General features: G+C 50.8%; 30 protein-coding genes. 25 read left to right on the plus strand and 5 right to left on the minus strand.

From position 1 onward, the window contains the following. Nucleotides 1–52: 52 nt before the first annotated feature. Nucleotides 53–484, minus strand: coding sequence for an Rrf2 family transcriptional regulator (locus tag AB1I67_RS11105; protein WP_367029933.1), 432 nt, complete (start codon nucleotides 482–484; stop codon nucleotides 53–55). A gap of 102 nt (nucleotides 485–586) precedes the next feature. Further along, the gene (locus tag AB1I67_RS11110; protein ID WP_367029934.1) at nucleotides 587–1,423 is read right to left on the minus strand and encodes a tyrosine-protein phosphatase; all 837 of its coding nucleotides are present in this window, start codon (nucleotides 1,421–1,423) and stop codon (nucleotides 587–589) included. 424 nt (nucleotides 1,424–1,847) lie between these two features. Here AB1I67_RS11110 and AB1I67_RS11115 point away from each other — a divergent pair, with 424 nt between their 5' ends. The 15 genes from AB1I67_RS11115 to AB1I67_RS11185 all read left to right on the plus strand — a co-directional run bounded on the left by AB1I67_RS11115 (nucleotide 1,848) and on the right by AB1I67_RS11185 (nucleotide 16,310). Beyond that, nucleotides 1,848–3,782 (plus strand): NAD(+) synthase, encoded by a 1,935-nt coding sequence (locus AB1I67_RS11115; RefSeq protein WP_367029935.1) that lies wholly within the window; start codon nucleotides 1,848–1,850, stop codon nucleotides 3,780–3,782. A gap of 104 nt (nucleotides 3,783–3,886) precedes the next feature. Continuing rightward, on the plus strand, nucleotides 3,887–4,594 hold the full coding sequence (locus tag AB1I67_RS11120; protein WP_367029936.1) for an RNA methyltransferase: 708 nt from the start codon (nucleotides 3,887–3,889) through the stop codon (nucleotides 4,592–4,594). A 188-nt stretch (nucleotides 4,595–4,782) separates the two neighbouring features. Then, nucleotides 4,783–5,223, plus strand: a complete 441-nt coding sequence (locus tag AB1I67_RS11125) for an NfeD family protein (RefSeq protein ID WP_367029937.1) — start codon at nucleotides 4,783–4,785, stop codon at nucleotides 5,221–5,223. Next, complete coding sequence (locus AB1I67_RS11130; protein ID WP_367029938.1) at nucleotides 5,224–6,147, plus strand: SPFH domain-containing protein; 924 nt, start codon at nucleotides 5,224–5,226, stop codon at nucleotides 6,145–6,147. A gap of 91 nt (nucleotides 6,148–6,238) precedes the next feature. Then, nucleotides 6,239–7,375, plus strand: coding sequence for a patatin-like phospholipase family protein (locus AB1I67_RS11135; RefSeq protein WP_367029939.1), 1,137 nt, complete (start codon nucleotides 6,239–6,241; stop codon nucleotides 7,373–7,375). Between the two features lie 354 nt (nucleotides 7,376–7,729). Continuing rightward, nucleotides 7,730–8,719 carry an ornithine carbamoyltransferase gene (gene argF, locus AB1I67_RS11140; RefSeq protein ID WP_367029940.1) on the plus strand — a complete coding sequence of 330 codons (990 nt, stop codon included), beginning with the start codon at nucleotides 7,730–7,732 and terminating at the stop codon, nucleotides 8,717–8,719. Nucleotides 8,720–8,722: 3 nt separating this feature from the next. Continuing rightward, the gene (locus AB1I67_RS11145) at nucleotides 8,723–9,028 is read left to right on the plus strand and encodes a DUF6637 family protein (RefSeq protein ID WP_367029941.1); all 306 of its coding nucleotides are present in this window, start codon (nucleotides 8,723–8,725) and stop codon (nucleotides 9,026–9,028) included. A 2-nt stretch (nucleotides 9,029–9,030) separates the two neighbouring features. Next, nucleotides 9,031–10,011: a biotin--[acetyl-CoA-carboxylase] ligase gene (locus AB1I67_RS11150; protein WP_367029942.1), complete on the plus strand. Its 981-nt coding sequence runs from the start codon at nucleotides 9,031–9,033 to the stop codon at nucleotides 10,009–10,011. Next, nucleotides 9,998–11,113, plus strand: a complete 1,116-nt coding sequence (mutY, locus tag AB1I67_RS11155) for an A/G-specific adenine glycosylase (protein WP_367029943.1) — start codon at nucleotides 9,998–10,000, stop codon at nucleotides 11,111–11,113. The genes AB1I67_RS11150 and mutY overlap by 14 nt, the downstream gene beginning before the upstream one ends. Before the next feature lie 29 nt (nucleotides 11,114–11,142). After that, entirely contained in the window at nucleotides 11,143–12,105 is a 963-nt protein-coding gene (locus AB1I67_RS11160) for a YegS/Rv2252/BmrU family lipid kinase (RefSeq protein WP_367029944.1), read from the plus strand. A 95-nt stretch (nucleotides 12,106–12,200) separates the two neighbouring features. Next, nucleotides 12,201–13,331: an RNA polymerase sigma factor RpoD gene (gene rpoD, locus AB1I67_RS11165; RefSeq protein WP_367029945.1), complete on the plus strand. Its 1,131-nt coding sequence runs from the start codon at nucleotides 12,201–12,203 to the stop codon at nucleotides 13,329–13,331. A 56-nt stretch (nucleotides 13,332–13,387) separates the two neighbouring features. Beyond that, nucleotides 13,388–14,086: an epoxyqueuosine reductase QueH gene (locus AB1I67_RS11170; protein ID WP_367029946.1), complete on the plus strand. Its 699-nt coding sequence runs from the start codon at nucleotides 13,388–13,390 to the stop codon at nucleotides 14,084–14,086. Nucleotides 14,087–14,183: 97 nt separating this feature from the next. Then, nucleotides 14,184–14,450, plus strand: coding sequence for an HPr family phosphocarrier protein (locus AB1I67_RS11175; RefSeq protein ID WP_367029947.1), 267 nt, complete (start codon nucleotides 14,184–14,186; stop codon nucleotides 14,448–14,450). Nucleotides 14,451–14,666: 216 nt separating this feature from the next. Further along, complete coding sequence (locus AB1I67_RS11180) at nucleotides 14,667–14,894, plus strand: permease of phosphate ABC transporter (protein WP_367029948.1); 228 nt, start codon at nucleotides 14,667–14,669, stop codon at nucleotides 14,892–14,894. A 249-nt stretch (nucleotides 14,895–15,143) separates the two neighbouring features. Continuing rightward, nucleotides 15,144–16,310 carry a PD-(D/E)XK nuclease family transposase gene (locus AB1I67_RS11185; protein WP_367029949.1) on the plus strand — a complete coding sequence of 389 codons (1,167 nt, stop codon included), beginning with the start codon at nucleotides 15,144–15,146 and terminating at the stop codon, nucleotides 16,308–16,310. Nucleotides 16,311–16,347: 37 nt separating this feature from the next. Here AB1I67_RS11185 and AB1I67_RS11190 read toward each other — a convergent pair whose 3' ends face one another. Further along, nucleotides 16,348–17,190: a prenyltransferase/squalene oxidase repeat-containing protein gene (locus AB1I67_RS11190; RefSeq protein WP_367029950.1), complete on the minus strand. Its 843-nt coding sequence runs from the start codon at nucleotides 17,188–17,190 to the stop codon at nucleotides 16,348–16,350. 210 nt (nucleotides 17,191–17,400) lie between these two features. On the opposite strand from AB1I67_RS11190, the gene AB1I67_RS11195 reads away from it, so the two are divergent. The 4 genes from AB1I67_RS11195 to AB1I67_RS11210 all read left to right on the plus strand — a co-directional run bounded on the left by AB1I67_RS11195 (nucleotide 17,401) and on the right by AB1I67_RS11210 (nucleotide 20,501). After that, on the plus strand, nucleotides 17,401–17,565 hold the full coding sequence (locus AB1I67_RS11195; RefSeq protein WP_367032685.1) for a hypothetical protein: 165 nt from the start codon (nucleotides 17,401–17,403) through the stop codon (nucleotides 17,563–17,565). Between the two features lie 161 nt (nucleotides 17,566–17,726). Continuing rightward, on the plus strand, nucleotides 17,727–18,521 hold the full coding sequence (locus AB1I67_RS11200) for an alpha/beta hydrolase-fold protein (protein ID WP_367029951.1): 795 nt from the start codon (nucleotides 17,727–17,729) through the stop codon (nucleotides 18,519–18,521). Further along, nucleotides 18,511–19,269 (plus strand): alpha/beta hydrolase-fold protein, encoded by a 759-nt coding sequence (locus tag AB1I67_RS11205; RefSeq protein ID WP_367029952.1) that lies wholly within the window; start codon nucleotides 18,511–18,513, stop codon nucleotides 19,267–19,269. Before AB1I67_RS11200 ends, AB1I67_RS11205 begins: the two co-directional genes overlap by 11 nt. Nucleotides 19,270–19,289: 20 nt before the next feature. Then, nucleotides 19,290–20,501 (plus strand): carbamoylphosphate synthase large subunit, encoded by a 1,212-nt coding sequence (locus AB1I67_RS11210; RefSeq protein WP_367029953.1) that lies wholly within the window; start codon nucleotides 19,290–19,292, stop codon nucleotides 20,499–20,501. On the opposite strand, the gene AB1I67_RS11215 is transcribed toward AB1I67_RS11210, so the two are convergent. Beyond that, complete coding sequence (locus AB1I67_RS11215; protein WP_367029954.1) at nucleotides 20,498–21,016, minus strand: nitroreductase; 519 nt, start codon at nucleotides 21,014–21,016, stop codon at nucleotides 20,498–20,500. The genes AB1I67_RS11210 and AB1I67_RS11215 overlap by 4 nt on opposite strands. Nucleotides 21,017–21,047: 31 nt before the next feature. Next, complete coding sequence (locus AB1I67_RS11220; protein WP_367029955.1) at nucleotides 21,048–21,473, minus strand: PH domain-containing protein; 426 nt, start codon at nucleotides 21,471–21,473, stop codon at nucleotides 21,048–21,050. Between the two features lie 162 nt (nucleotides 21,474–21,635). Here AB1I67_RS11220 and AB1I67_RS11225 point away from each other — a divergent pair, with 162 nt between their 5' ends. The 6 genes from AB1I67_RS11225 (at nucleotide 21,636) to AB1I67_RS11250 (ending at nucleotide 26,825) form a co-directional block, all read left to right on the plus strand. Next, a complete protein-coding gene (locus tag AB1I67_RS11225; protein WP_367029956.1) occupies nucleotides 21,636–22,616 on the plus strand; it encodes a tRNA-dihydrouridine synthase family protein in 981 nt (326 codons plus the stop codon). 96 nt (nucleotides 22,617–22,712) lie between these two features. After that, nucleotides 22,713–23,192, plus strand: coding sequence for a sigma-70 family RNA polymerase sigma factor (locus AB1I67_RS11230; RefSeq protein WP_367029957.1), 480 nt, complete (start codon nucleotides 22,713–22,715; stop codon nucleotides 23,190–23,192). A 13-nt stretch (nucleotides 23,193–23,205) separates the two neighbouring features. Continuing rightward, entirely contained in the window at nucleotides 23,206–24,162 is a 957-nt protein-coding gene (locus AB1I67_RS11235) for an RsiV family protein (protein ID WP_367029958.1), read from the plus strand. 329 nt (nucleotides 24,163–24,491) lie between these two features. After that, nucleotides 24,492–24,872, plus strand: coding sequence for a response regulator (locus tag AB1I67_RS11240; RefSeq protein ID WP_367029959.1), 381 nt, complete (start codon nucleotides 24,492–24,494; stop codon nucleotides 24,870–24,872). Nucleotides 24,873–25,027: 155 nt separating this feature from the next. Continuing rightward, nucleotides 25,028–26,230: an FprA family A-type flavoprotein gene (locus AB1I67_RS11245; RefSeq protein WP_367029960.1), complete on the plus strand. Its 1,203-nt coding sequence runs from the start codon at nucleotides 25,028–25,030 to the stop codon at nucleotides 26,228–26,230. A 259-nt stretch (nucleotides 26,231–26,489) separates the two neighbouring features. Then, entirely contained in the window at nucleotides 26,490–26,825 is a 336-nt protein-coding gene (locus AB1I67_RS11250) for a cyclic-di-AMP receptor (protein ID WP_367029961.1), read from the plus strand. Nucleotides 26,826–26,841 lie beyond the last annotated feature (16 nt).

Below are 26,841 nucleotides of genomic sequence, written 5' to 3' on the forward strand. Positions count from 1 at the left end.
TTTTAAAACGAAAACCGGCGGGCGCATGGCACATGCCTGCACCGGGCTGCTCCTACATTAAGTTAGCGTCTGGCATCCGTTTTTGTTCTTCGATCAAGTCAGCCAGGGTCACACTGTCCACAACCTGGTCGATGGCGTCCTTTAACTGCTGCCATACTGTTAATGTGGCGCACTGACCCGCCCGCTCGCACAGGTTGATATCGTCATCCAGGCAGGAAACTGGCGATAAGCTGCCCTCGGTCTGGCGGAGGATCATGCCGACCGTATACTCTTCCGGCTTTTTCGTCAGCATATAGCCGCCCTGGGCGCCGCGGATGCTGCGCACATAACCGGCGCGGTGCAGGATGGTTACGATCTGCTCTAAATACTTGTCAGAGATACCCTGGCGGGCGGCTACCTGATTGATCTTGGTGCACTGGTCGGGATTTAAACCGAACTCGATCATCATACGCAGGGCATAACGCCCTTTTGTGGAAATCTTCATAAATATTTCACTCTCCAATCTCTATCAGATTAATAGGATATAAATCTATTGTACAAAATAATCGCAAAAAAGTCCAGTCACCACAAAATATAGAAAGCCATATCAATCAAGATACAGTTCCCGCAGCCGGTTCTTTTCCTGGTCGGTAAGCCCCAGGAACTCCCGCAGGTAATGGTCCATGGAGCCATAGCTCCTGTCGATATCATCCAGGGTCTGTTCCATATATTCCCTGGACACGCCCACAATATTTTTCACTGCAAGGATCAGGGCCTCGTCGTTGGTATAAGCGGCGGCTTTCTGCACAATATAATTGATATTCTGAGCAAGAAACTGATTGGAAAGTTCAAAATCATCCAGGATTGTTTCCCGGTCTGCGCCTAGAGCGGAGAGCAGAAAAGCAGCAGCCAGTCCAGTCCGGTCCTTGCCTCCGGTACAATGCCAGAGAATAGATCTTCCAGGGGGATTTTCAAGAAGGATCCGGAAGAACCTGCGGTAGCCTGTCCGTGCATTTTCGCCGGAAAGAATATCGCTGTAGGTGTGCGCAGTGATCCCATGGCTGGACCTTGCCAGTTCAAGGACAGCGCTAGCGGGATCGGCACTGCTGAAAAAAGATGCGGCAACAGATGCAGCAGAATTGATCGTTGATGCTTCATCGAGGATCTTCAGCTGGATATTCTTTACCCCGTCAATAACAGGATCCGGTCCGGCGGCAATCTCTGTGGTGGTGCGGAAATCAATGACGGTCCCAAGTTTTAAATCCTCCGTCAGATGCCGGATATCCTCCGGAGTCGCACCGGTCATCGCGCCGCTTCTCAGAAGAAGATCCTTCTTCACGGCCTTATGGCCAAAGCCCCGGTAGCCGCCGAGCTGCCTTGCGTTGGCAATACCTGTTAAATGGATTGTTTGCCCATCGACCGTTACAGTATCAGACAATTTCATATCAAAGACCTCCATATGGAAAATATAGTATATTAATTAGAAAGTATAGAGCATATTTTAAGTTTGTCAAGAAATGCCGGTCCCGATCTTAAAATCACCCGTGAGATACCATATGACCTTAATACAGTAATAAGCACAGTATAAATCAAGCACAACTCAAAAGACAGTGCCCTTTATTTTTTTGGTGGGGCGTGATATAATGTTCACGAAAGCAATGAGCAGTGCAAAAAAGGGCGGAAACAGATTTTCGTTGTGCTTGCACAAAAGAAAATCTGTTTTTGCCCCTTTTTATAGGGCGAAGCCCGTGAGCCCGATGGAGCAAAGCGGAATCGGGCTTACGCACTGCGGAGTAGCGGGCAAGCCACCTCAATCTCCCCCGCGCTCACCCACCCCCGATACTAAACAATTCCAGGAGGAAATAAACATGAAAGACGGCTTTTTCCGTGTTGCAGCGGCTACTCCCAAGGTAAAGGTGGCAGACCCGGTGCATAACCGGGAGCAAATATGCATAATGATCGAAGAAGGCGAAAAGAACGGTGCAGGGCTTATGGTTTTCCCTGAACTGTGTCTGACTGCATACACCTGCGGAGATCTGTTCCTGCAGGACACCCTGATCAGAAGTGCAAAAAAAGAACTGAAAAATATCGTAACATTTACCAGAGGAAAACAGATCCTGGTGATCGTGGGCCTTCCCTGGGAACACTGCGGGAAGCTTTACAATGCCGCTGCGCTTATCTGCGGGGGCCATCTGCTGGCCATCATACCAAAGACCAATATCCCGAATTATAATGAATTTTATGAGCAGCGCTACTTCACTGCCGGGGCGAAGGAACCCACCGTGACGGATTGGGAGGATGATTTCGTACCCATCGGCACCAGCATTCTTTTCAAATGCAAAGAGATCCCGGAGCTTGTAGTGGGCGCTGAGATCTGCGAGGACGTTTGGGTGCCGTCGCCGCCCAGTATCCATCATGCCATGGCTGGAGCCACCGTGATAGCCAACTGTTCTGCCAGCGATGAGGTGGTCGGCAAAGACGCTTACCGCAGAGAGCTTGTCGGCGGACAGTCGGCGCGTTTGATCTGCGGATATGTCTATGCGAACGCAGGAGACGGGGAGTCTACCCAGGACCTGGTTTTCGGCGGGCACAATATCATTGTCGAGGACGGGACAGTCCTGGCAGAGTCTGCCCGGTTCGAGACAGGCATTATCTATGCAGATATGGATCTGGACCGGATCGTCTCAGAGCGGAGAAGGGCCAGCACCTTTCCTTCCGCAGAATATGAAAAATACGTGCTGCTTGATTTTTCCCTGGAAACAGGCCTTATGGAATATGCACAGCAGAAAAAAATGCTGCGGAATATAGACAGCCGTCCGTTTGTGCCGCATGATGAGGCAGAGCGCAGCAGCCGTTGCGAGGAGATCTTTATGATCCAGGCCATGGGTCTTAAGAAGCGCCTGGAGCATACTGGTGTCACTCATGCGGTGCTGGGGATCTCCGGCGGCCTGGACTCCACCCTGGCCCTGCTTGTGACGAGACGGGCATTCGACCTGCTGGGAATCGACAGAAAGCAGATCCATGCAGTGACCATGCCGTGCTTTGGCACCACGGACCGCACTTACCAGAATGCCTGCAGGATGACAGAGAAGCTGGGAGCCTCCCTGACCGAGATCGACATTAAGAAATCCGTCACACAGCATTTCGCCGATATCGGCCATGATATGGACGATCACGACGTCACCTATGAGAACAGCCAGGCGAGGGAGCGGACCCAGGTACTGATGGATGTTGCGAACCAGGTGGGCGGCCTTGTCATTGGCACAGGGGACATGTCGGAGCTGGCTCTCGGATGGGCTACCTACAACGGGGATCATATGTCCATGTACGGAGTCAATGCATCGGTGCCGAAAACCCTGGTCCGCCATCTTGTCCGCTATTGCGCGGATACCTGCGGGGAGCCGGAGCTTGCGGCGGTGCTGCTTGATGTATTGGATACGCCGGTCAGCCCGGAGCTGCTGCCTCCGGAGGACGGAGTGATCTCCCAGAAGACGGAGGATTTAGTGGGTCCTTATGAGCTGCATGATTTCTTCCTGTACTATGCCCTGCGCTTTGGATTCATGCCTTCCAAGATTTACCGGATGGCTCTTGCGGCATTTGAGGGAGAATATAATAAAGAAGTCATTAAAAAATGGCTGAATGTATTTTACCGAAGATTCTTTTCCCAGCAGTTTAAACGTTCCTGCCTGCCGGATGGTCCAAAGGTCGGGTCTGTGTCAGTGTCCCCGAGGGGCGATCTCAGGATGCCCAGCGATGCTTCGGTGAGGATCTGGATGGACGATCTGGCGCGGATTGACGGTTGATGAAAGGAAATACAGACGTGATAAGCAGTACGACAAATAAACAGGTCAGATATGTAAATGCATTAGTAAAAAAAGCAAAGACACGCCGTGAGGAGGATCTGTTTGTGGCAGAGGGCCTTCGGATGTGTTCTGAGATCCCCAAGGAAAGGATCCGGGCGCTTTACGTTTCAGAAAGCTTCAGGAAGCAGCCGGAATACAGCCGTCTGACAGCCGGAGTGCGTCAGGTGGAGGTTGTGACGGACGAGGTGTTTAAGGCCCTGTCCGACACCCAGACACCGCAGGGCATCCTGGCGCTGGTGAGGCAGTACCATTATACACTGGACGAAGTGGCCCGCACAGGAAGAGAGAGCCAAAGGCCAGCGCTCCTTATGGTCCTGGAACGGCTGCAGGACCCGGGGAATCTGGGGACGATCCTGCGGGCGGGAGAGGGCGCCGGAGTGACCGGGGTCCTTATGGATTCCGGCACTGCGGATATCTACAATCCGAAGGTGATCCGTTCCACCATGGGATCCGTGCTCAGGATGCCGTTCGCCTATGTGGAGGATTTAGAGGAGACGCTTCGCGGCTTAAAGAAAAAGGGCATCCGCCTCTATGCCGCCCATTTAAAAGGAGAGCGCTCTTACGATAAAGAGGACTACACGGCAGATACCGGTTTTTTGATCGGCAATGAGGCCGGGGGCTTAAGCGACGCCATTGCCGGACTGGCAGACACCTATATCCGGATTCCCATGGAAGGTCAGGTGGAGTCCCTAAATGCCGCAGTCGCCGCATCGGTCCTGATGTTCGAGGCCGCAAGGCAGAGGCGGGGCTGACAGCAGAGACATGTACAATTTGCCGAATGTTCAGAAAAATTTAAGCTGCGTGTCAGATGAATGTGATTGTAAAGAACCTGGAATTATAGTATGATATAACTATTCAGGACGGCCGAAGGCCATACAAGAAGATGCCCGTCCGTAGCCATCGTACAATCTTGTACAGATATAAAAAGGAGGTTCCCAGGATGACATCCATTTATTGGCTGGTTGCTTTTGTAATACTGGTAGGGATTGAGATCGCTACCATGGCGCTTACTACCATATGGTTTGCCGGAGGCGCGTTTGTAGCCTTTCTGCTGTCTCTATTCGGCGTCCCGCTGGAGGTTCAGCTGGCAGTATTCGTGGTGGTATCCTTCATACTTTTGTTCCTCACGCGGCCGTTTGCATCAAAGTATGTGAACAGCAATACGGTGAAGACCAATGCGGACAGTCTCGTCGGAAAGGAAGCCCGTGTCACGGAGGAGATCAACAATGACCTGGGCACAGGGACTGCGGTTGTAGGCGGCCAGGAATGGACTGCGAGGGCGGCAGAGGACCCGGAGATCTATGGGGTAGGAACCAAGGTCCGGATCAAAGAGATCCAGGGCGTGAAACTGATTGTCACTACATCTAAGGAGGACATTTAAATGGGACTTATTTTTTTCTTTATCTTGCTGATCATTATTCTGTTGATACTGGTATCCTGTGTGCGGATCGTACCTCAGGCGCAGGCGCTGGTCGTAGAGCGGCTTGGCGCTTATCTGGGCACATGGTCCGTGGGTGTGCATTTCCTGATCCCGTTCTTTGACCGTGTGGCAAAAAAGGTGATCTTAAAAGAGCAGGTCGTGGATTTCGCGCCGCAGCCAGTGATCACAAAGGATAACGTTACCATGCGGATCGACACGGTTGTATTTTTCCAGATCACAGACCCGAAGCTTTTTGCTTACGGCGTGGAGAACCCGATCATGGCGATCGAGAACCTGACGGCCACAACTCTGAGAAATATCATCGGCGACCTGGAGCTGGATCAGACCCTGACCTCCAGAGAGACCATCAACACCAAGATGCGGGCGTCCTTGGACGTCGCCACTGACCCGTGGGGCATCAAGGTAAACCGTGTGGAGCTTAAGAACATCATCCCGCCGGCGGCGATTCAGGACGCTATGGAAAAGCAGATGAAGGCAGAGCGTGAGCGCCGTGAGTCCATCCTCCGTGCAGAGGGTGAAAAGAAGTCCACGATCCTGGTTGCGGAAGGTAAGAAAGAATCCGTCATCCTGGATGCGGAGGCTGACAAACAGGCGGCTATCCTGCATGCGGAGGCTGAAAAAGAGAAGCGTATCCGTGAGGCGGAAGGTGAGGCTGAGGCGATCCTGAAGGTTCAGCAGGCCAACGCCGAGGGCATCCGTTTCCTGAAGGAGGCGGGCGCCGATGCTGCGGTGCTGCAGCTTAAGAGCCTGGAGGCATTTGCGGCGGCAGCCGACGGCAAGTCCACCAAGATCATCATCCCATCCGATATCCAGGGCATTGCCGGACTGGTGAAGTCCATCACGGAGGTTGCAAAAGAGAACTAAGTAATACTGAGACCGGGTATGGATCTGTCCTGTGTATACAGGCAGACTCATATCCGGCTTTTTCCATAAAAACAGGATCAGGGGGGATGGGATGAAACTTCAGATTGATGCAGACAGGCCATATGGGATCGTGCTGGAGGGAGGCGGAGCCAGGGGCGCTTATCAGATCGGCGCATGGAAGGCGCTTAGGGAGGCCGGCATACAGATAAAAGGGATCGCAGGAGCTTCTGTAGGCGCTTTGAATGGGGCCCTGATGTGCATGGACGACTATGAGAAGGCGGAAGATATCTGGAAAAATATCACTTATTCCCGGGTGATGGATGTGGATGACAGCCTGATGGAACAGATCCGTGGAGTGAATTTAAAAAAGCTCAATCTGGATCTGAAGATCGTGGCGGAGCAGGCGGTCCGGATATTCCGGGACGGCGGTTTTGATGTGGCGCCTTTAAAGGCGCTGATCGGGGAGGCCGTGGACGAAGAGCGGATCAGGCGATCGGACCGGGAACTGTATGTGACTACATTTTCTGTGGATGATATGAAGGCTCAAATCATTGATGTGAAAGGGCTGCCGGATGGAGAGATATCCAATGCGCTCCTTGCAAGCGCTTATTTCCCTGCATTTAAAAATGAAAAGCTCAGCGGCAAACGTTATATAGACGGCGGGGGCTTCAACAATGTTCCGGTCAACGTGCTGATGGAGCGGGATTATAAGGACATTATCGTCATACGCATATATGGGCTTGGGTTTGATACGGAGAAGGTTGTGGAGATCCCGGAGGATGTGAAAGTAGGCCATATCGCTCCCCGTCAGGACTTGGGCGGTATCCTGGAATTCGACAAAAAACGTGCGAGAAAGAACATGCAGCTTGGATATATGGATGCAAAACGTTACCTTTACGGTCTGGCCGGACGCAGCTATTATTTTGACGCGCCTCAGTCGGAGGCATATTACTTTGACAAGATGATGTCGGAGCTGGCCCTGGTCAGCCATTATATCACACCGGAGTTAAATGAAGAAGAAGCGGCGCGGCTGAACGGATACCGGGCATTTACCGAGCAGATATTCCCTGCCATGGCCCGTGAGATGAAGCTTAAGGCTGACTGGGACTACAAAGAGCTGTACCTGGCGGTCCTGGAGGAATGGGCCAAGGAGATGCGGATGCCGCGGATGAAGGTCTATACACCGGATGAGGTGGTGCATAAAATACACTTGCGCATAAGAACTTGAGTTTCTGCACTTTGCAGCGGAGGCAGGCGGGAGATCGGACGGCATGGTTTTTGTTCCGGTTTCGGTCCTAAGAAGCTGTAAGCCCTCAGAATTTTCTTAAAGACCTGCCAGTGGAAGGGGCAACTCGCTAACGCTCAGACAACCCCTTCCGCTGTCAGAACAGAAAATCCTGAGGGCTAACATCTTCTAAAGACCTGCAAAGTCACAAAAACCATGCCGTCCGATCCCCCACCTGCCTCCGCTTCAAAATGCGGAAACTCAAGCATAAGAAAACTTGACAGTGTTTTGCCGGTATAGTAAGTTATAGGTATCAGTTTTTTAGAAAAAGACAGGACAGACGGAGGAGAGACAATTATGGATTTAAAAGGAAGACATTTTCTGACGCTCAAGGATTTTACCCCGGAAGAGATCTTATATCTTCTGGATCTGGCGGCAGAGTTAAAGAGAAAGAAAAAGGCGGGAATCCTGGTGGACAGCCATAGAGGAAAGAATGTGGCTCTGATCTTTGAAAAGACCAGCACCAGGACGCGCTGCTCCTTTGAAGTGGCAGCCCATGATCTGGGGATGGGGACCACCTATTTAGATCCCAAGAGCTCCCAGATCGGGAAAAAGGAGAGCATTGCCGACACGGCCCGTGTGCTGGGGCGTATTTATGACGGCATTGAGTACCGGGGATATGGACAGGAGATCGTGGAAGAACTGGCAAAGCATGCAGGTGTCCCGGTCTGGAACGGACTGACGAACGAATATCATCCGACCCAGATGCTGGCGGACATGCTCACCATCCGGGAGCAGCTGGGGCGTCTGACTGGCGTGAAGCTGGTATATATGGGCGATGCCCGCTACAACATGGGGAATTCCCTGATGATCACCTGCGCAAAGCTGGGCCTTCATTTTGTGGCCTGCGCTCCCAAAAAGTATTTTCCGGATGCGGCTCTTGTGAGACAGTGTGAAGAATATGCGGCAGTTTCCGGAGGCACGATCACACTGACCGAGGACGTGGCTGAGGGCACGAAGGGGGCGGATGTGATTTACACCGATGTCTGGGTATCCATGGGGGAGCCGGACGAGGTTTGGGAGGAACGGATCAGGGAGCTGAACCCATATAAGGTGACTATGGATGTAATGGACAACGCTGGGGATCAGGCTATATTCCTCCATTGCCTGCCTGCTTTCCATGACTTAAAGACCGAGATTGGCAGTGAGATGGCAAAACGGTTTGGCATAAGCGATATGGAAGTGACCGACGAGGTGTTTGAGTCGCCTAAGTCCCGGGTTTTTGACGAGGCGGAGAACCGGATGCATACCATCAAAGCCGTGATGGCGGCAACCTTAGGAGAATAAGCTATGTATGGTCAGGAAAAGAAGAAGAACCCGCGCAACACGGCGCTGATGCTGGATCTTCTGCATATTGTGGTGGGGGTCCTGGTGGTGGTCTGCGCGGTGCTGGCGTTTTTGAATCCGGAGAAGAACCAGTTTTTATTTCCCGTGATATTTTGTCTGGCGGCGCTGCTCCACGGCGTGAATGGCTGGCATAAGCTGCAGACCAGCGGACGGGATAAGAAAAAGAAAGCAGGCGGGATCGCTCTTTGCATCATCGCAGGAGTGCTGCTGATCGTAGGCATTTTGAGCGCCGTGAGCATCTGGAGGTAAGATTGAAGACAGAAATTTTAACATGCCTGAAAGAGGCAGAGGGCTATATATCCGGTCAGGAGCTGTGCGAATGTCTGGGGGTATCCCGGACAGCCGTATGGAAGGTTATAAGGCAGCTCCAGGAGGAAGGTTATGAGATAGAGGCGGTGCGCAACCGGGGCTATCGTCTCGTGGAAAGCGGTGACGTCCTGTCAGAGGCGGAGTTAAAAAGTGTGTTAAAGACCAGTTGGGCAGGCCGGAATATCAAGTATTGTGAAGAGGTGGATTCCACCAATAATGAGGCCCGCAGACTGGCAGAGCAGGGAGCGCCCCACGGGACCCTGGTGGTGGCGGAGCTTCAGACGGCTGGGAAAGGAAGGCGTGGGCGGTTTTGGACTTCTCCTCCCGGAACGGGTATCTGGATGAGCATGGTCCTGCGTCCGGATTTTGCGCCGGAGCACGCTTCCATGCTGACCCTGATCGCGGCTATGGCGGTGGAGACAGGTGTCCGGGAGATGACTGGCCTGGACTGCCGGATCAAATGGCCCAATGATATTGTTCTGGAGGGAAAGAAAATCTGCGGAATCCTCACGGAGATGAGTACGGAGGAGGACGTGATCCGACACGTTGTCGTGGGGATCGGGATCAATGTGAATATCCGGGAATTTCCGGAGGAGATAGGAAAGACCGCCACATCTCTTGCGATTGTATCCGGAAAGGAGCTGCGGCGGGCGGTCCTGGTGGATGCAGTGATGCGGGCATGGGAGCATTACTATGACTGTTACAGGAAGACGCTGGATATGAGCGCCCTGAAGGATGCCTATAACGCACGGCTGGTAAACTGCGGACGGGAAGTGAAGGTGCTTGCCCCGAAAGGGGAATACTGCGGAATTTCCCATGGGATCAATGACACGGGAGAGCTGTTGGTGGAGCTGGAAAATGGCGAGATCAGGGAAGTGATGTCCGGGGAAGTGTCGGTAAGGGGAATCTATGGGTATGTATGATGCCGGGAAGCTTTATGACCGTCTTCAGGTAGCGGAGCGCGAGGATGCTCCTCTTGATCTGGATGAACGCTTAAGGGCCATGAACCGCCCGCTGCTGGCCTGGTATGAGGAGCACGCCAGGATCCTGCCCTGGAGGGAGGATCCCAAACCTTACCGGGTATGGATATCGGAGATCATGCTGCAGCAGACCCGTGTGGAGGCGGTTAAACCATATTTTGAGCGCTTTATGTCGGCGCTGCCGGATGTAAGTTCGCTGGCATCTGTTCCGGACGACCGGCTGATGAAGCTTTGGGAGGGACTTGGCTACTATAACAGGGCCAGGAACCTAAAGAAGGCGGCTTGTGTGGTGATGGAGCAGTATGGAGGCGAGATGCCGGCTGAATACGAGGAGCTTTTAAAGCTCCCCGGGATCGGCAGTTACACGGCAGGGGCCATTGCATCCATTGCATATGGGAAGCCGGTGCCTGCGGTGGATGGCAATGTGCTGCGGGTCATATCCAGGGTGACGGCCAGCCGGGAGGATATCCTCAAGGCATCCACGAAGAAGTGGATGGAGGAACATCTGCAAAGAACCATGCCGCAGGAGCGTGCAAGTCATTTTAATCAGGGACTTATTGAGATCGGAGCCATCGTCTGTGTGCCCAACGGCGCGCCAAAGTGTGCGGAGTGCCCCCTTGCATCCATCTGCCTTGCATCGAAGCAGGGACTTACCGGGGAGATCCCGGTGAAGACACCGCCAAAAAAACGCAGGATCGAGGAGCGCACCGTATGTATTTTGGAACATGGCAGCCAGGTGGGAATCCGAAAGCGGCAGGACAGCGGGCTTTTGGCGTCCCTCTATGAGTTACCCAATGTGGAAGGGCATTTGAAACCGGGGGACCTGTATGAGGCCTTTGGCCTGCGGGAAGACTCCGTAGAGGAGATTTCGATCCTGCCGGAGGCGAAGCATATCTTTTCCCATGTGGAATGGCGTATGACCGGTTACCGGGTGCTGCTTAAAAATACCATCCCACAGACATATATTTCAGTGGAAAAGGATGATTTAAAGACGGTTTATGCCCTGCCGAACGCATTTGGCAGGTATACAAAGCTGATAAATTGAGGATAATGAGAGAGAGGCGGGTGTGACGGATGAGCGAAAAAAAGCAGATGCTTCTGATAATCAACCCCAGGTCAGGGAAAGCGCAGATACGCAGCAGACTTTTGGAGATCCTGGATATATTTACAAAAGCAGGATATCAGATCCAGGTGCACATTACCCAGAAAGCTTTAGACGCCAGGGATACAGTGCTTTGCGACGGGGTGGGGAAGGATCTGATCGTGTGTAGCGGAGGGGATGGTACGTTGAATGAGACGATCTCAGGAATACTGGGTCTGCCTGACTGTCCGCTGCTCGGTTATATCCCTGCCGGCTCTACCAATGATTTTGCGTCCAGCCTTCATATTCCAAAGCAGATGTCGGAGGCGGCCCGCGCAGTGGTGGAGGGAACTCCCTATCCCATAGATATCGGATGTTTCTGCGATGACCGCTATTTTGTATATGTGGCGGGGTTTGGCGCGTTTACCGAGGTCTCTTATCTGACGTCCCAGGACAAGAAGAATCTGCTGGGCCACCAGGCGTATATGCTGGAAGGTGTAAAGAGCCTTACTTCCATCAAATCCTACCCCATGAAGATCACCTGGGAGGAGGACAGCCTGGATGACATCGGGCAGAGAGAAGTAAGCCTGGAGGGGGAATTCATCTTTGGCATGGTGACAAACACCATAAGCGTCGGTGGGTTCAAAGGACTGGTGAACCAGGCGGTGGCGCTCAATGACGGGCTTTTTGAGGTGCTTTTGATCCGCACCCCCAAGACGCCGCTGGATTTAAGCAATATTGTGTCGGATCTGTTCCTGCGGGATACACAGGGCAGTGAGCAGGTCTATAAGTTTAAGACAAGTTCTCTCCGGATTCAGTCAGAGGAGCCGGTGGACTGGGTTTTGGACGGAGAATTCGGTGGTAGCAGGACCGATGTGAGGGTCGAAAATCTCTGCTGCCGCATGGAAATCCTCAGATCTTTCCCAAAACTTCAGCAGATCACAAAAAATGTGTAAAACTTTGAAAGAAATATGTTGAAATCTGGAGTTTGGTGTTATATAATGATTAGTTGTGTAGGCTTTTAGTAGACCCTTAGCGAAAGGACGTTACTGTGGAAAAAGACAATTTTTTAGATAAGCTGAAAAAGCTGGTAGAAGTTGCCAAAACAAAACATAATGCGCTGGATGTGACTGAGATCAATGATTTCTTTGTCGGAGACAATTTAGGTCCGGAGCAGATGGAGCAGATTTACAGCTTTCTTGAAGAGAAGCATATCGATGTGATTCCGATCATAGATGACAGCGTTCTGATCGAAGAACCGCTGCTTCTGGATGATGATGATATTGATGCAGACGACGGTTTTTTAAAGGAAGCAGAAGAGATCGAGCTGGATGCTGTAGACCTGCTTGAAGGGATCGGCACGGAAGATCCGGTGCGCATGTATTTAAAGGAGATCGGTACGGTGCCGCTGCTCAGCACAGAGGAAGAGCTGGAGCTGGCAAAGAAAAAGGCCGAGGGTGATGAGCATGCCAAGGAGCGTCTGATCGAGGCAAACCTGCGTCTTGTTGTCAGCATTGCCAAGCGCTATACAGGCCGCGGTATGAGCTTCCTGGACCTGGTCCAGGAGGGGAACCTTGGGTTGATTAAAGGCGTAGAGAAGTTTGATTATACAAAAGGATATAAGCTGAGTACATATGCTACTTGGTGGATCAGACAGTCCGTGACCAGGGCGCTTGCAGACCAGGCACGTACCATCCGTGTACCGGTGCATATGGTTGAGACCATCAACAAGATGTCCAAGATGCAGCGCAAGCTGACCCTGGAGCTGGGGTATGAGCCTTCGGTGACGGAGCTGGCAGATGCTCTTGAGATGTCGGAGGACAAGGTGATGGAGATCATGCAGATCGCCAGGGAACCAGCCTCTTTGGAGACTCCGATCGGCGAGGAGGATGACTCCAACCTGGGTGATTTTGTTGCAGACAACAATGTGCTGACCCCGGAGGGGAATGTGGAGTCTGTGATGCTCAGAGAGCACATTGACGCACTTCTGGGAGATTTAAAAGAGCGCGAACGTCAGGTTATCGTACTGCGTTTTGGCTTGGAGGATGGTCATCCACGGACGTTGGAAGAGGTTGGCAAGGAGTTCAATGTTACCAGAGAGCGTATCCGCCAGATAGAGGCAAAAGCCCTGCGCAAACTGCGCAATCCGGTCCGCAGTAAGCGAATACGGGATTTTCTGTAAGATTATGAGTGAAGGGCGGACGTTACGGCCCGCTTTCACAGGAGATGATTTTTATTATGAACCGTAAGAATTACCAGAAAGAACTGGAAAAGCTTATAGCAGAGAATGAGAGCGAGAGTCGGGTTCCCCGGCTCTTGTTGCATAGTTGCTGCGCGCCCTGCAGCAGTTATGTGCTGGAGTATTTATCGGATTATTTCGAGATTACGGTGTTCTACTACAACCCCAATATTTCTCCGGCGGAAGAATATGAAAAGCGGGCTGCAGAGCAGCAGCGTCTCATTGATGCGTTGAGGGTGAAGCATCCCATCAGGCTGGTCGTGGGCACATATGAGCCGGAACGGTTCTATGCCCAGAGCAGGGGGCTTGAAGGGGAGCCTGAAGGTGGAGAACGCTGTTTTAAATGTTACCGTCTGCGCCTGGAGGAAGCAGCCAGGCTGGCAGAGGAGGGCGGCTATGACTATTTTGCCACCACACTGACTATCAGTCCTTTGAAAAATGCGGAAAAGCTCAATGAGATCGGGGAAGAGATGTCCCGGATCTATCATGTGGAGCATCTGCCGTCCGACTTTAAAAAGAAAAACGGCTACAGGCGTTCGGTGGAGCTTTCTGCACAGCACGGCCTTTACCGGCAGAATTACTGCGGATGCGTATTTTCCAGGAGAGAACAGCAGGAGAGAGAGCAGAACCAGATATCTGAAAAAAGCGTCGAAAATTCTGTTGTTGAAAATGACGGAAAAGAAGGCGGTTTGACTTGACACCCACCATGATTTGTAATAAACTTTTAGTGAGAGAATTTGTACATACTCTGTGCAGATTGAGGGAATTATAATATAATTAAAGGAGAACGTAAATATGCTTAGTAAAACATTAACCGTTGTGAATCCGTCCGGGTTACACTTAAGACCAGCAGGAGTGCTGTCCCAGACAGCGATGAAGTTCAAATGTGACGTCATCATCGAGTGCGGCGACAAGAGGATCATTGCAAAGAGCGTGCTGAATGTTATGGCAGCAGGCATCAAGTCCGGTACCGAGATCACACTGATCTGTGACGGCGAGGACGAGGCAGCGGCAATGGAGACCATTAGCCAGGCAATCGAGAGCGGCTTAGGCGAGATGTAAGGAAGTGATCATGGGGCCACGTATGAACAGCGTTTGTGAGGATGCTTTTCGTGCGCGGCTCCTTTTTGATTTTATAGGAAAGTGTGTCCTGTGAAATCAAAAAAGAGCCGCGAGGATCGCTATACACTGTGGGCTTGTTCACTAAGCTCGTTTTACTCGCTTATAGGAATCAGGTGATATAGTTTCTGTAACCATTTGCTTAAAAGGAGGTGCACTATGAATTGGCTGATTGAAAAGGGAAACCAGTATGTACGTGAGTCAGACTGGAAGACCATGGCGCTTTTAAAGATCTGTCTTTGTGCCATGGGCGTGATGATCGGACTGAAGGTTCCACGAAAAAAGATGCAGGTGGTTGGATGTACGGCATTTGCGGTATTCCTGGCCTGCTATGTACCGCTTGTGTGGAAGCTGGTTGAGATCGTGAGGAGAGTGGAAGCAGAGTGAGATACTCTGGCTGGATCAGTTGAGGATGAGTTGATCCGTTTTGGGGAACCGGCAGCATCTCTTGAGAGGCTGCCGGTTTGCTGTGCCTGGAAACAATTATTTTGCATTTTACTGGTAATTGTGTTATACTGTTTTTGTCAATGCAGGACTCTCCTGCATGATTCAGGACCGTTTCGGTCATGATTCCATTTACTGACTTTATTGTGTTTTACAAAGTCTTATTTTCTATTATTCTAAAGGAGGAAATCTATGAAATCAAATGCAAGGTCTAAGGCGGCAGAAAAAACAGAAAATCTTTCAGTTAAGAGCAGAAAAGAGGAGGTGGGTAACGAACAATCCAGGCGTGTTTTTGGATATCAGGAGACAAGGGAGGAGGTGATGGTGCGCGTCAGGGAGAATCAGGAGATATATGGAGCTTTTTGCCGCCTGACATCGCAGCTTCAGGAAGAATTTATCTCTTTTTGTATGGGTGTACGTGGACTGAATGTTACATATGACAAGGTGTTCAAATCGGTTTTTGATCCTGTCCGGTACCCGGAGCGGCTGGAAGATTTCCTGAAAAGATGTCTGAAACGGGATTTAAAGATTCTGGAGGTGCTGCCCAATGAGTCGGCAAGGATCACACAGGAGGGGTCTCTTCTGGTGATGGACATTATTGTGCGCCTCATGACCGGGGAAGTAGCGAATGTGGAGATTCAAAGAATCGGCTATCTGTTTCCGGGGCAGAGGTGTGCCTGTTATTCCAGCGATCTGGTGATGCGGCAGTATTCCAAAGTCCGTTTGGAAAAAAAGAATGAAGGAAAGCCATTTTCCTATCAGGACATTAAAACGGTTTACACAATCGTATTGATAGAGCAGAGTACGGAAGAATTCAAGAAACTGCCGGGCAATTACCTGCATTACAGCAGACAGGTCTTTGATACGGGATTAGAGCTTGATATGGTCCAGGAATATTTATTGATACCACTTGACATCTTTATGGAAACACGTCAAAATATAAGTAGTAAGCTGGATGCGTGGTTATATTTTATCGCTTCGGATGCGCCGGAGGATATCCTTAAAGTGATCGAGGCATATCCGGAGTTTGAGGAGATATACCGGCAGGTGTTTGAATTCCGTTTTCAGATGAAGGAGTTGATGAGTATGTTTTCAGAAGCGCTTAGTATTCTGGATAAAAATACGGCGCAGTATATGATCGATCTGCAGAGAGAAGAGATCGAGAGGAATAAGGAAGAAATTAAACGGCAGATGGAGGAAATCCAGAGGCAGAAGGAAGAGACCCAGAGGCAGAAGGAAGAAGCCCAGAGGCAGAAGGAAGAAGCCCGGCGTCAGAAAGAAGAAAACCAGCGCCAGGCTAAAGAGATCGAGCGTCTGAAAGCGCTGCTCGGGCAGCGTGGGGAGAACGTTTCTTTATAAATAGTAGGTTAGTATTTACAGACGTTTCCTCACCTGCTCATACCTGTCTTTGAAGATTGCCCAGTATTTCACCGTAACGCTTTGTCGCCGGAATGCTGGGCATTCCCTTTTTGCAGAAAGACAGCTTTGCGAGCTTTGGCACAACTCGTTCAACCACTATGCTGCCATCGCAGGTTTTTTCTTTGAGAGCTGCCAGCGCATCCAGGAACCGCGGGTCTTTTTGGGCGCAGTTATAGAAGGACAATACGTAGGTATAATAAAACAGGTTATATCCCCGGAACGGATATTCTATCTGCATGAACAGGGAGCCTATCCCGTAGTGGCAGGGACTGATCGGTTTGCGGATCAGCCAGTGTTCCAGCAGAAACTCTACAGCTTTGTCCAGTTTTGGTTCCCGGTTGATGAAGTCCGTGTGTCGGAATGCATCCAGGACTGCCAGTGTTGTATAGGGCGTTGAATACTCTGTTTCAGGGCCGCGGCCAAAGCTGTATTTATTGCATTTCCATCCGCCGTCTGGTTCCTGCGTATCGAGAAAATAGCGGAAGGTCCTCTGCAGCCTGCTGTCAGAGGCATAACCCAGTCGGCACAGCGTATTGAGGGCCAGGGCTGTGTGGCATGGATAGATGCCACCTGCCGGGGAGGTTTTGAATCGACCATCTTCCTTCCATGTGCTGAAGATCAGCTCCGCCGCTTCTTGTAATATATCGTCGTCGGGAGAAAGACCTGCTTCCAGCAGATAAGAGACACTCTCCAGGGTAGTGAAGGGTGCGCCTTTTAGCAGCTTTTTATCGGGAGTAGACCAAAGATCGGCACCGTTATCGTACCGATGTGCCAGGATCTGAGCAATATCTTCCGGGTAGTCGATTTTCTGAGTAGTCATACATAACCTGCTTTCGTGCGGGAGTAAGAGCGTTCCTGATAAATCGATTATAGATCAGAAAAGACTAAAAATCAATGAAAGAAACGGAAACAGGCTTAAGGCCAGCTTACGATTTCTTACATTTTCAGATATGGCTTGCGTGAAGGAGAAATGGTGTGTAAAATAAAACTTAACTGGTAAAATCAGGAATCAAGTCTGGAGGGTTGATCTATGGATAGAATAGCGTCGGCGGTTTCTATAATCGGAGGTGCGGACGGACCTACAAGCATCTTTATAGCAGGCAAGCTGGGAGGGCACTTTTGGCTGGGAGCGGTTGCTGTGGGGATCATAATCATGGGAGTTATTGTGTGTATCCTGCTGAATAAACATAAATAACCGGTGTGACGGGATACAGAAGCATTCACTTTCACAGTGGGTGCTTTTTTGTTTTTCTCATGCATATTTTCCTGAGCTGCTGCATTTCAAATTGCAATCCAAACTCCCGTGTGCTAAACTAGAAAAGCATCAACGCAAATCAATCTAAAGAAGGAACCCTTATGATAAAAAAATGGAACATTACTTACCCGGCCCACACCGGAGAGGAACAGCGCGGCGTATATCTGTATCTGCCGGAGTCCTACGATTTTGACTCTGGACGCCGTTATCCGGTCCTCTATATGTTTGACGGTCATAACGTTTTTTTTGACAGTGACGCGACCTACGGGAAGAGCTGGGGAATGAAAGAATATATGGACAGAACAGGGACTCAGATGATCATCGCGGCGATAGAATGCAGCCACGGTGAGAACAACGAGAGGCTCTCGGAATACTCCCCTTTTGATTTTTCTGATCCGGGGCTTGGCCGTTTTAAAGGCCGTGGCAGGGAGACGATGGACTGGCTGGTAAATACATTTAAACCTGAGATCGACCGTACATACCGCACGATCCCAGACCGTGAGAATACCTGGATTGCGGGCAGTTCTATGGGCGGTCTGATGAGTCTTTACGCAGTCATGGAATACAATCACATATTTGCAGGAGCTGCCGCGCTGTCGCCGTCTGTGTGGGTAGCCCCGGCGAAATTGAGCCGCCTCGTCCGGGAGTCGAAGCTGTATCCACGGACCACCGTTTACATGGATTACGGTTCTGACGAAAACGGTTTTTATCCGAAGATCCAGACTCAGTTTGCAAAGATCGCATCGTCTCTCATGGAGCGCCGGGTCCTGGTTACAAGCCGGGTCGTACCGGGAGGAACTCACTGTGAAGCGTGCTGGGAGCGGCAGATTCCTTTTATGATAAGTACACTCCTGTATGGCAGGGACCAGGAAGGAGAGGCGGCACATGGAAACTAACTATCACAGATGGTACAGTCCAGCCTTAGAACGCGATATGGAGTGCAAGGTCTACGGCCATGCCGGGCGTCCGGTGCTCTTTATACCGTGTCAGGACGGTCGGTTTTATGATTTTGAGAATTACCATATGACAGATTCCTGGGCGCCCTGGATCGATTCCGGGGAGGTCATGGTGTTTGCAGTGGATACGGTGGATGGAGAGACCTGGTCGGACCATGTCAGAGATGCATATTGGCGTATCCGCCGCTATGAGCAGTGGATACGCTATATCACAGATGAGATCATTTCCTTTATTCATGACACTGTAAACCGGCATAACGGATGGAGCGGGCGTCCGGGGGTGTTGGCATTTGGATGCAGCCTGGGTGCGACCCATGCAGCCAACTTATATTTCCGCAGGCCGGATCTGTTTGACGGGGTTTTAGCGCTGAGTGGGATCTACAGTGCAGACTTTGGGTTTGACGGCTATATGGACGAGGTGGTTTATCAGAATTCCCCGGTCCACTGCCTGCCCAATATGCCGGAAGATCATCCCTATATTGGCCTGTACAATCAGAAGAAGGCGATTTTCTGTACAGGACAGGGACCATGGGAACAGCCGGAGGCGACCCGCCTGCTGGGGGATATCCTGGAGCGCAAGCGCATATCTGCGTGGGTCGATTACTGGGGGCATGACAGTGCCCATGACTGGTACTGGTGGCATCGGCAGGTGTCCTATTATGTACCGTATCTGCTGGGAAAAATGTAACGGAAAGAGAGGAAAAAGACATGAAAAATGTTGTATTTATATCGCCGAATTTCCCGACCAATTACTGGCAGTTCTGCCGGGAATTAAAGAAAAACGGGATGAATGTGCTGGGGATCGGAGACCAGCCATATGAGGAGCTGGACGAGAACCTGAAAGCAAACCTGCACGAATATTATAAGGTGGGGAACCTGGAAAATTACGATGAGGTATATCGCGGAGTGGCGTTTTTGATTTTTAAATACGGTCATATAGACTGGCTGGAATCCAACAATGAATATTGGCTGGAACGGGATGCAAGGCTGCGTACGGAGTACCATATTACCAGTGGATTCCAGACGGAGGATATACCCCGGATCAAGTTTAAGTCCCGCATGAAGGAGTATTATAAGATGGCGGGCATCCCCACGGCACGATACCATATGGTCGGGGATGTGGATGGCTGCCGGGAATTTATCCGCCAGGTGGGATATCCTGTGGTGGTGAAGCCGGACAATGGAGTGGGGGCGTCCCATACCTACAAGCTGAAGAATGAGGAAGATCTGGAGCGTTTCTTTATAAAACGTGAAGCTGACGTGCCTTATATTATGGAGGAATTCATCTATGCGGAGGTCAACTCCTACGATGCGGTCATCGATTCCCAGGGGGAGCCGATGTTTGAGACCGGCAATGTAACGCCCATGTCCATTATGGATATCGTGAACCACAATGACAATTCTATTTATTATATCTTAAAAGAGCTTCCGCGGGATACGAGACAGGCGGGGCGCGCTACAGTCAAAAGCTTTGGTGTCAAAAGCCGTTTTGTGCATTTTGAGTTTTTCCGCCTGACCAGGGATCAGGTGGGGCTTGGAAAGAAGGGGGATCTGGTGGCGCTGGAGGTGAACATGCGTCCATGCGGCGGATTTACGCCGGATATGATCGACTTTGCCCACGAAACGGACGTATATAAGATCTGGGCAGATATGATCGCTTTTGACAAGACAGAGATGCCGGAGGGGAAGCATAATTACTGCGCATTTGCAGGACGGCGGGACGGTAAGAATTTCACATACAGCCACGAGGAGATCCTGAGGCGCTACAGTGCACAGATCAAAATGTCACAGCGCCTGCCGGATGTCCTCGCGACTGCCATGGGCAATCAGATGTATGTGGCCCTTTTCCCTGAGAGAGAAGAGATGGACCAGTTTTACAGTGATGTGTTGCAGTGTGAGCCGAACGTGCTGCCGGATTAATCCGCCATCACGATTTTGCCGGTCTTATGTATTTCCTTTTCCGGAGCCGGTGCCGGATAACCCAGGGCAGCGATGCCGTAGACGACGTGGCTGTCCGGTACGCCCCACTCCTTTAGGAGAGCGCGGGCAGCAGGCGCATCACAGATGTCCCGGATCTGATTGATCCATACAGAACCGATCCCAAAAGAGTGGGCAGCCAGGAAGATATTTTCCAGAGCGCAGGCATTGTCCTCCTTGCCGAAACGGCTGTCTCTCTCGTTGGACGGGATAATGATGACTTCCGGTGCATACATGTCGTAGCCGGGGCGGTTTAGTTCTTTTTCCACCACAGCCGCCAGCTTCTGGATCTTCTCGCGGTCGGTCACGACTGTGAACTGCCAGGTCTGGCGTCCCATGCCGCTGGGGGCATAGACAGCCGCCTGTAAGATCTGGTCCAGCTCATCCGCAGGAATCGCCTTTTTCTCAAATGCACGCACGCTTCTTCTTGTCAGCAGATTTTCCATAACTGAATTCATAGCAAAGCCTCCTTATAATGAAAAATAGATATTACAGTTCATCGGGTTCTTCAAAGTCGCAGATGCCGTCACCATCCAGGTCCACATGACCATGTCCCCCGCTGCCGTAGAATTCCTTGCCTACCACGTTGCGCTTCTGACGGCTGTCCTCCACCGCATTGGAGATGAGGGTCCGGACTCCAAAGGGATTGATGATATTCTTGAGGACGATCTCTGGTGAAGTATCGACTTTTGTTTTTAAGATAATGTCCCCGGTCCCAAAGATCTTGCCGGCAAGAGACTGCCTGCAGGTCAAGTCGACGATGCGGTATAAAAGCGTCTCCTCCATCTGGGTATTCAAAAGTCCTGTTTTTATCATCAGACGGTCGTTTTCAATAAAATAGGATGTAAAGCTGATGGGAAACCAGAGATGGTGCTTTCTGTCCTTCCACAATATGGTGTCGCCCTGCTGCGCCATGATGTTACCTCCTTCATAATGGAATTATTATTTATTACTTTATCACGATATGCAGAGATTGTAAATTAAAATGATCTTTAGAGGTTAATAGGGATGGAAGTGGAACAACCGGGAAACTTGTGATATGATAGGGGGCGGAGAAAGAGAAAGGTACAATGGCTTATGAAAATTTATTTTGCACCGATGGAGGGCATCACTGGATATGTGTACCGGAATGCGCACCATCAGTATTTTGACCATGTGGATCAATATTTCACACCGTTTATCACACCAAACCAGACCAGGAAACTGACATCCAGGGAGTTAAATGATGTGATGCCGGAGCATAACCGGGAGGTGCCGGTGGTGCCCCAGATATTGACTAATAAGGCGGAGGATTTTGTATGGGCTGCTGGAAAGCTTAAGGAGTTTGGTTACCGGGAAGTTAACTTGAATCTGGGCTGTCCATCGGGGACGGTGGTGTCCAAAAACCGAGGGTCCGGGTTCCTGGCCTGGCCGGTGGCGCTGGACCGTTTCCTGAGGGAGGTAAGCCAGGGGCTGGAACAGGCAGGGATGAAGCTTTCTGTTAAGACACGCATTGGCAAGGACGATCCGGAGGAATTTGAGGATCTCTTAAAAATATTTAACCGCTATCCGATGGAATCGCTGATCATCCATCCAAGGATACAGACGGATTTCTATAAAAACCATCCAAATATGGAGGTGTTCCGGATGGCTGTAAAGGAGAGTGTGAACCCGGTATGCTATAACGGGGATCTGTTCTCGGTACAGGATGTGGAGGAATTCAGGCGTCAGTTCCCCACGGTGGAAGCTCTGATGCTTGGCAGGGGCATCCTTACAAACCCTGCGCTGCCATCCATGCTCTGCGGGGGCGGTACATCGCCTGCATCTGTTTTGGATAAACAGCGCCTGAAGGCCTTTCATGACGCAGTCCTTTTCGGATACCGCCAGGCGATCCAGGGGGATAAAAATGTCCTGTTCAAGATGAAGGAGCTCTGGTTTTATCTAAGCGATGCCTTTGAGGACAGTAAAAAACCTGTAAAGAGGATCAAGAAGTCCCAGTGCATGGAGGACTACCAGACAGAGGTGGACAGCCTGTTTGCTTCCTGCAGCCTGTCTGCGCCTCCGGTTTTCCATGGATGAAATCGGACTGTAAAATTTCTTCTTTCCGGTGAAACTTTTTGATGGTTTCCTGCGTCTAATAGGTGTAACTGAAAAACAAAAAGGAGGAAACCGGTGGTGCGGCAGCCAATGGAGCGGGCGGCAGAATCACTGCTGATCCGCAATTACGAGAGGTATTACCGTCTGGCATATGCTTATGTGAAGACGGAGGAGGACGCCCTGGATGTGGTCCAGGAAAGCGCTTATAAGGTCATGTCAAACTGCAGAAAGGTGAAGCAGGCGGAATATCTGGAAACCTGGATTTACCGGATCGTTCTCAACACGGCAAAGGATATGCTCAGGAAGCGTATGCCGGTGCTGCCTCTGGATTTAGAAGCAGAAAACCGGCTTGCGGGATATGAGGATACTTATGCGGATTTAGATCTCGAGGAGGCGCTTGACCGTCTGGAGGAGAGCGAGAAAACTATCGTGCTTTTGAGATTTTTCGAAGACAGGACGCTGGATGAGATCGCCAGGACTACAGATATGAATGTCAGTACGGTCAAATCACGGCTGTATAGGGCGTTAAAGAAGCTAAAGGTCGCATTGGAAGTGTAAAGGAGAGAGCAGGATGAACGATAACGGCATGAAAAGTCATGACAGGGATCATAATATGGAAACAGGGCCAGAACAGGAAACGATGGACCGCCTGAGGGCAGAGTACGAGGAGATCTCTGTTCCAGAGGAGGCGCGGCTCCGGGTGCAGCAGGGTATCCGGCAGGCCAAAGCGGAGCGTGGCAGGAGGAGCGCAGTCAGATGGTTCCGCAATACCGGAACGGTGATGGTGGCGTCGCTGGCAGCGCTTATGGTGGTGGTGAACACCAGCCAGGCCGCGGCTCAGACCTTAGAGCAGATTCCGGTGCTGGGCAGCATTACCCGTGTGGTGACATTCCGGGATTATACGGACCAGAAAGAGCATTTTGAAGCAAAAGTGGAGGTACCGAAGGTGGAGCTTGAGCCTTCTGCCTCTGACAGCGGTATCAGCGAGGAGCTGAAGAAGAACTACGAGCTGACTAACGAGCAGATCGACGCATATGCACAGAAGTTCATCAATGACTATGAGGAGGCTTTGCGTGAATTCGGAGGCCAGGGCAATTATGCGCTGGAATCCTCATACAAAGTCCTGAGGGATGATGAGAAATACTTGTCCATCCGCATTGATACTACCGTGGTGATGGCAGGAGGCACCCAGTATGTGAAGATCTACAATATTGACAAAGGATCGGGAAAGGCAGTTTCCTTGAGCGAACTGTTTAAAGTCCCGCAGGAAGCGCTTGCAGCTGTCAGCGGAAACATTATGGAACAGATGAGAACGCAGATGCAGCAGGACACCGGTAAGAGCTATTTCCTGGACAGTGAGATGCCGGACCTGGATTTTAAAGGGCTGACCGGGGAGGAGAGTTATTATTTCAATGAAAACGGGGAGCTGGTCATCTGGTTTAATGAATATGATGTGGCCCCGGGATATATGGGAGCAGTAGAATTTACCATACCGGCGTCCGTGTTTTCCCAGTATCTTATGAATTGACCTTGAGTTTCCGCATTTAGCAGCGGCGGCGGGCGGCGGTTCGGATAAACTGGTTTTTGTTCCGGTTTCGGTCTTAAGAAGATGTAAGCCCTCAGAATTTTCTTAAAAACCTGCCAGTGGAAGGGGCAACTCGCTAACGCTCAGACAACCCCTTCCGCTGTCAGAACAGAAAATCCTGAGGGCTAACATCTTCTAAAGACCTGCAAAGTCACAAAAACCAGTTTATCCGAACCGCCGCTGCAAAATGCGGAAACTCAAGGAATTGACATATTTCTCCCATCCGTTATAATTAAACGTAGGAAAATGAGTAAGAAAAGGCAGGATGGGATATGTCGGTCAATGTTGTGGCGGTGGATAATGCGCCGGATCTGCTGGAAAAGATCACGGGAATCTTCCACGGTTTAGAGGACGTAACGCTGCTGGGCTGCTTTGAGGAGGCTGTTGCAGTGGTGGAATTTGTAAAAGAGAATCAGGTGGATATGGTATTTACAGACATTGTTATGCCGGATATCAGCGGCATCAGCCTGGCGTCAGAACTGCATAAGCTGCCTGACGCCCCGGCGGTGGTGCTGATGTCCAGTATTCCGGGTTTTTCCCTGGAAGCGTGGAAGATCCAGGCCTTTGGATTCCTGGAGAAACCTTACACCAGAGCGCAGGTTGCCCGGATGGTGAAAAAGTATCAGGAGCGTGAGAAGGATATGGAGTGGTGATCCTTTTCACGCTCAACAGTTTCAAAATCGAAAAAATAATAGAAACAGGAATAATAATCGATATTATTTTGTCAAATTTCCCAGTAGGAAGTTCTTTTTTTGCATGTTAAAATAGGACAGAGTGGAGATTGCTATAATATTAGGAGGAAACGAACATGAGTGATACCTTTATATCTGATTCTGTTTTATATATCGGCGTAAACGACCGGACCCTGGATCTGTTCGAAAGCCAGTACGTGATCCCCAATGGGGTTTCATACAATTCATATGTGATACTGGATGATCAGATCGCCGTGATGGATACGGTGGATTCCAGGGCGACGGAGCAGTGGTTTGCCAATCTGGAACAGGCTCTCGCCGGAGAACCGGTGAGCTATCTGGTGGTATCTCATATGGAGCCGGACCATGCGGCTAATATCAGCCGTTTCGTGGAACAGTACCCGGAGGCGAAGATCGTAGGCAACTCCAAGACCTTTGCCATGATCGACCAGTTTTTTGAGGTGGATTTAACGGGACGCAAGGTGGAGGTGAAGGAAGGAAGCACCCTAGAGCTTGGGCACCATACACTGCAGTTTTTCATGGCTCCCATGGTCCATTGGCCGGAGGTGATGGTGACTTATGAGCACAGCGAGGAGCTGCTGTTTTCCGCCGATGCTTTTGGCAAGTTTGGAGCGCTGGATACGGACGAAGGCTGGACGGAGGAGGCTGCCCGCTACTACTTGAATATTGTTGGAAAATACGGAATGCAGGTGCAGAGCCTGCTCAAAAAAACGGCTGCACTGGATATCAGTATGATCTGCCCGCTGCATGGCCCGATCCTGAAAGAAGATCTGGATTATTATTTTGGCAGGTATCAGGCGTGGAGCACCTACCAGCCGGAGGAGCATGGCGTGCTGGTGGCCTATGCGTCGATCCATGGCAATACGGCTGAGGCTGCCAGACAGCTGGCGGGCCTTTTGGAGGACCGGGGAGAGACCCACGTGGAGGTACTGGATCTGTCCCGGACGGATATGTCCCTTGCGGTGAGGAAAGCCTTTTACTATGACCGCATGGTGCTGGCGGCGGCTACCTATGACGGAGGGATCTTCCCATGTATGGAAGAGTTCCTTCTGCATTTAAAGTCCAAGAATTATCAGAAGCGAACGGTGGGACTTATGGAGAATGGCTCCTGGGCGCCGCTGGCCAACCGGGTCATGCGCGGGCTCCTGGAATCCATGAAGGAGATCCAGGTGGCGGATACCATGGTGACTGTCAAATCTGCGGTACATGCAGAAGCGGCCTCAGCCATGGAGCAGCTGGCGGACGAGCTGGCTTCGGGGAGAGGAGAACAGGCTCCTTCCCGCCGACAGGAAGTGTGAACAGGCTAATTGCCTGACAACGGGGCTGCGAAGGTATCGCGGCCCTTTTTGTTTCAAGGAAAGTGCGTCCTGTGAAATCAAAAACGCTCTGCAAGCGGGATTCTTTTTTCTACGCTTTCTTCAAGTTAAGAAATATAAAGAAACTGTAAAGTTGCAGATTTAATTTACATATAATAAAAAATGTGATATAATTGACGAAGTTGTTGGAAAATATCCCACAGAAACCGAGAGAATCATCCCCATACAGGAGGTATCAACTATGAAAATTATCTATGCGATCGTAAGTTCTGATGATGGAAACCGTGTGACAGATGTGTTGAATGAGCATCATTTCAGCGTGACCAAGCTGGCGACTACCGGCGGCTTTTTGAAGAAGGGCAATGCGACTCTGATGATCGGTACCGATGAAGAGCGGGTAGACGAGGCGATCGACCTGATCCATACCACCTGCGGCAAGCGCCAGAAGATCACCTGTGATATGCCTGCGCCCAGCATTGGTTCCATGTCCACCGGATACATGATGATGCCGGTCACTGTAGAGTTGGGAGGCGCTACGATCTTTGTCACAGACGTGGAGCGTTTCGAAAAATTCTAAATAGCATTATCTGTTT

The sequence above is a fragment of the Clostridium sp. AN503 genome (genome assembly GCF_040719375.1).
Lineage (GTDB): Bacteria > Bacillota > Clostridia > Lachnospirales > Lachnospiraceae > Brotaphodocola.